General features: G+C 62.5%; 3 protein-coding genes. All 3 read left to right on the top strand.

All coding sequences use genetic code 11. The features are described 5' to 3' along the window. Nucleotides 1–200, top strand: a 200-nt coding sequence (locus tag BLX41_RS36725) for a permuted SH3 domain-containing protein (RefSeq protein ID WP_473241693.1), incomplete at its 5' end; no start/stop codon positions are given. 3 nt (nucleotides 201–203) lie between these two features. Beyond that, nucleotides 204–3,347: an efflux RND transporter permease subunit gene (locus BLX41_RS29945; protein WP_123727774.1), complete on the top strand. Its 3,144-nt coding sequence runs from the start codon at nucleotides 204–206 to the stop codon at nucleotides 3,345–3,347. Further along, nucleotides 3,344–4,094: TolC family protein (locus tag BLX41_RS36720; protein ID WP_259745370.1), on the top strand; the 751-nt coding region annotated here is incomplete at its 3' end. The genes BLX41_RS29945 and BLX41_RS36720, both read left to right, overlap by 4 nt.

Below are 4,094 nucleotides of genomic sequence, written 5' to 3'. Positions count from 1 at the left end.
AGCCAAGGCCCAGCCGCCCCGTCGGTAGCCAGTGGCTGGTGGAAGATGGCCTGAAAGCCGGTGACCGTCTGATCACCGAAGGCCTGCAATTCGTCAAGCCAGGCATTGAAGTCAAGGCCAACGAAGCAACCAACGTAGCAGCGAAGAACCCGGCCCCTGCACAGGCAACTGACAAAGCTGCAGGCGGCAAAGGGGAGTAAACCATGTCGAAATTTTTTATCGACCGTCCGATTTTTGCCTGGGTAATTGCCCTGGTGATCATGTTGGTCGGGGCTCTATCGATCCTCAAATTGCCGATCAACCAGTACCCGAGCATCGCCCCTCCGGCGATTGCGATCTCCGTGACCTACCCAGGCGCTTCTGCACAGACCGTGCAGGACACCGTGGTCCAGGTGATCGAGCAGCAGCTCAACGGTATCGACAACCTGCGTTACGTGTCCTCGGAAAGTAACTCCGACGGCAGCATGACCATCACCGCGACCTTCGAGCAGGGCACCAACTCGGACACCGCGCAGGTACAGGTGCAGAACAAGCTCAACCTGGCCACCCCGCTGCTGCCTCAAGAAGTGCAGCAACAGGGTATCCGCGTGACCAAGGCGGTGAAGAACTTCCTGCTGGTGATCGGCGTGGTTTCCGAGGACGGCAGCATGTCCAAGGACGACCTGTCGAACTACATCGTGTCGAACATGCAGGACCCCATCTCGCGGACCGCGGGTGTGGGTGACTTCCAGGTGTTCGGTGCCCAGTACGCCATGCGGATCTGGCTCGACCCGGCCAAGCTGAACAACTTCAACATGACCCCGGTGGACGTGAAGACCGCGGTTGCCGCGCAGAACGTCCAGGTTTCCTCCGGCCAGCTCGGCGGCCTGCCCGCCCTGCCCGGCCAGCAGTTGAACGCCACCATCATCGGCAAGACCCGCCTGCAGACTGCCGAGCAGTTCAAGGCAATCCTGCTGAAAGTCAACAAGGACGGTTCGCAAGTACGTCTGGGTGACGTTGCCGACGTTGCGCTTGGCGGCGAGAACTACGCCATCAGCGCCCAGTTCAACGGCAAGCCGGCTTCCGGTCTGGCGGTGAAACTGGCCAACGGCGCCAACGCCCTGGACACCGCCAAGGCGCTGCGCAAGACCATCAGCGACCTGGAACCCTTCTTCCCGCAAGGCATGAAGGTGGTGTTCCCGTACGACACCACGCCAGTGGTGACCGAATCCATCAAGGGCGTGGTTGAAACCCTGGTGGAAGCGATCGTCCTGGTGTTCCTGGTGATGTTCCTGTTCCTGCAGAACTTCCGCGCCACGGTGATCACCACCATGACGGTACCGGTGGTGTTGCTGGGGACCTTCGGCATCCTCGCGGCGGCCGGTTTCAGCATCAACACCCTGACCATGTTCGGCATGGTGCTGGCCATCGGCTTGCTGGTGGACGACGCCATCGTCGTGGTGGAAAACGTCGAGCGGGTGATGCACGAGGAAGGCCTGTCACCCAAGGAAGCGACGAAGAAATCCATGGGCCAGATCCAGGGAGCCCTGGTGGGTATCGCCCTGGTGCTGTCCGCGGTACTGCTGCCGATGGCCTTCTTCAGCGGCTCCACGGGCGTGATCTACAAGCAGTTCTCGATCACCGTGGTTTCGGCCATGGCCCTGTCGGTGCTGGTGGCCCTGATCTTCACCCCGGCCCTGTGCGCCACCATGCTCAAGCCTGTGGTTGCGGGGCAGAGTCACGAGAAGCGCGGCTTCTTCGGCTGGTTCAACCGTACCTTCGATCGCAGCGTAAAAAGCTACGAGCGCGGCGTCGGCAACATGCTGCGCCACAAGGTCCCGTACCTGCTGGCCTACGTATTGATCGTCCTGGGCATGATCTGGCTGTTCACCCGCATCCCGACCGCGTTCCTGCCGGAAGAAGACCAGGGCGTTCTGTTCGCCCAGGTTCAGACCCCAGCCGGTTCCAGTGCCGAACGGACCCAGGTGGTAGTCGATGAAATGCGCGCCTACCTGCTGGACAAGGAAAAGGACACCGTGGCTTCGGTGTTCACCGTGAACGGCTTCAACTTCGCCGGTCGCGGCCAGAGCTCGGGCATGGCCTTCATCATGCTCAAACCCTGGGGCGAGCGTTCCGCGGAAAACAGCGTGTTCAACCTGGCGAACCGCGCCCAGCAGCACTTCTTCAGCTTCCGTGACGCGATGGTGTTCGCCTTCGCCCCTCCGGCGGTACTGGAGTTGGGTAACGCCACCGGTTTCGACGTGTTCCTCCAGGACCGCGCCGGCATCGGCCACGAGAAACTCATGGCTGCACGCAACCAGTTCCTCGGCATGGCCGCCCAGAGCAAGGTGCTGTCCCAGGTGCGTCCAAACGGCCTGAACGATGAACCGCAGTACCAGTTGACCATCGATGACGAGCGCGCCAGTGCCCTGGGCGTGACCCTCACCGATATCAACAACACCCTGTCGATTGCCCTGGGCAGTAGCTACGTCAACGACTTCATCGACCGCGGTCGGGTGAAGAAGGTCTACATCCAGGGTCAGGCCGGTGCTCGCATGAGCCCTGAAGACCTGAAGAAGTGGTACGTACGCAACAGTGCCGGGACCATGGTGCCGTTCTCCTCCTTCGCCAAGGGCGAGTGGATCTACGGTTCGCCGAAACTGGCCCGTTACAACGGCGTGGAAGCCATGGAAGTCCTCGGTGCCCCAGCCCCTGGCTACAGTACCGGTGAGGCCATGGCCGAAGTCGAAGCCATTGCCGCCAAGCTGCCGCCGGGTGTGGGCATTTCCTGGACCGGCCTGTCCTACGAGGAACGTCTGTCGGGCTCCCAGGCACCTGCGCTGTATGCCTTGTCCCTGCTGATGGTGTTCCTGTGTCTGGCAGCGTTGTATGAAAGCTGGTCGATTCCGATCGCGGTCATGCTGGTGGTACCTCTGGGGATCATCGGTGCACTGATGGCCACCAGCCTGCGGGGTCTGTCCAACGACGTGTACTTCCAGGTGGGGCTGTTGGTGACCATCGGCCTGGCGGCGAAAAACGCCATTCTGATCGTCGAGTTCGCCAAGGAACTGCACGAGCAGGGCCGCTCCCTGGTGGACGCGGCGGTGGAAGCCTGCCGCATGCGTCTGCGGCCGATCATCATGACCTCCCTGGCCTTCGTCCTCGGGGTTGTGCCACTGGCCATCTCCACCGGCGCCGGCTCGGGCAGCCAGCATGCGATCGGTACCGGGGTGATCGGCGGTATGCTCACCGCGACGATCCTGGCGATCTTCTGGGTGCCATTGTTCTTCGTCACCGTATCGTCCATGGGCCGCAGGAAAGCGGACCAATCAGAAACTACTGCAACTCCTAATGAGGCTGGCCAATGAGCAAGTCGCTACTCTCCCTGGCAATCACCGCCATCGCGCTCAGTGGTTGCTCGCTGATACCGGATTATCAGCGACCGCAAGCGCCGGTGGCGGCGCAATTCCCCCAAGGCCCTGCCTACTCGCCCAAGGAGGCCGCCAACGTGGCGGCCGCCGAACAGGGCTGGCGGCAGTTCTTCCATGACCCGGCGCTGCAGCAACTGATCCAGACTGCACTGGAAAACAACCGCGACCTCAGGGTCGCGGCGCTGAACATCGATGCCTACGCCGCGCAGTATCAGATCCAGCGGGCTGACCTGTTCCCTGCGGTTTCGGCCAACGCCAGCGGCAGCCGCCAGCGCACTCCGGCACGCATGTCGCAGACCGGCGAAGCCGGGATCACCAGCCAGTACTCGGCCACCGTGGGCGTCAGCGCCTACGAGCTGGACCTGTTCGGCCGGGTTCGCAGCCTGAGCGAGCAAGCCCTGCAGACCTACTTCTCCAGCGAAGAGGCCCGGCGCAGCACCCAGATCAGCCTGGTGGCCAGCGTGGCCAATGCCTACATGACCTGGCAGGCCGACAAGGAACTGCTGAAACTGACCCAGGACACCCTCGGTGCCTACGAGGAAAGCTACCGGCTGACCTCGCGCAGCAACGAAGTGGGCGTGGCGTCGGCCCTGGACCTGAGCCAGTCGCGGACCTCGGTGGAAAACGCCCGGGTGCAACTGGCCCGTTACACCCGCCAGGTGGCCCAGGACGAAAACAGCCTGA

Source organism: Pseudomonas protegens (genome assembly GCF_003732485.1).
Taxonomy (GTDB): domain Bacteria; phylum Pseudomonadota; class Gammaproteobacteria; order Pseudomonadales; family Pseudomonadaceae; genus Aquipseudomonas; species Aquipseudomonas protegens_B.
Note: the sequence above shows the minus strand (reverse complement) of the source record. Positions and strands in the feature narration are given on the sequence as shown.

Bases quoted from the DNA above. Each gene is read 5' to 3' on its own strand.
- BLX41_RS29945 (WP_123727774.1), top strand. From the start codon at position 204: ATGTCGAAATTTTTTATCGACCGTCCGATTTTTGCCTGGGTAATTGCC.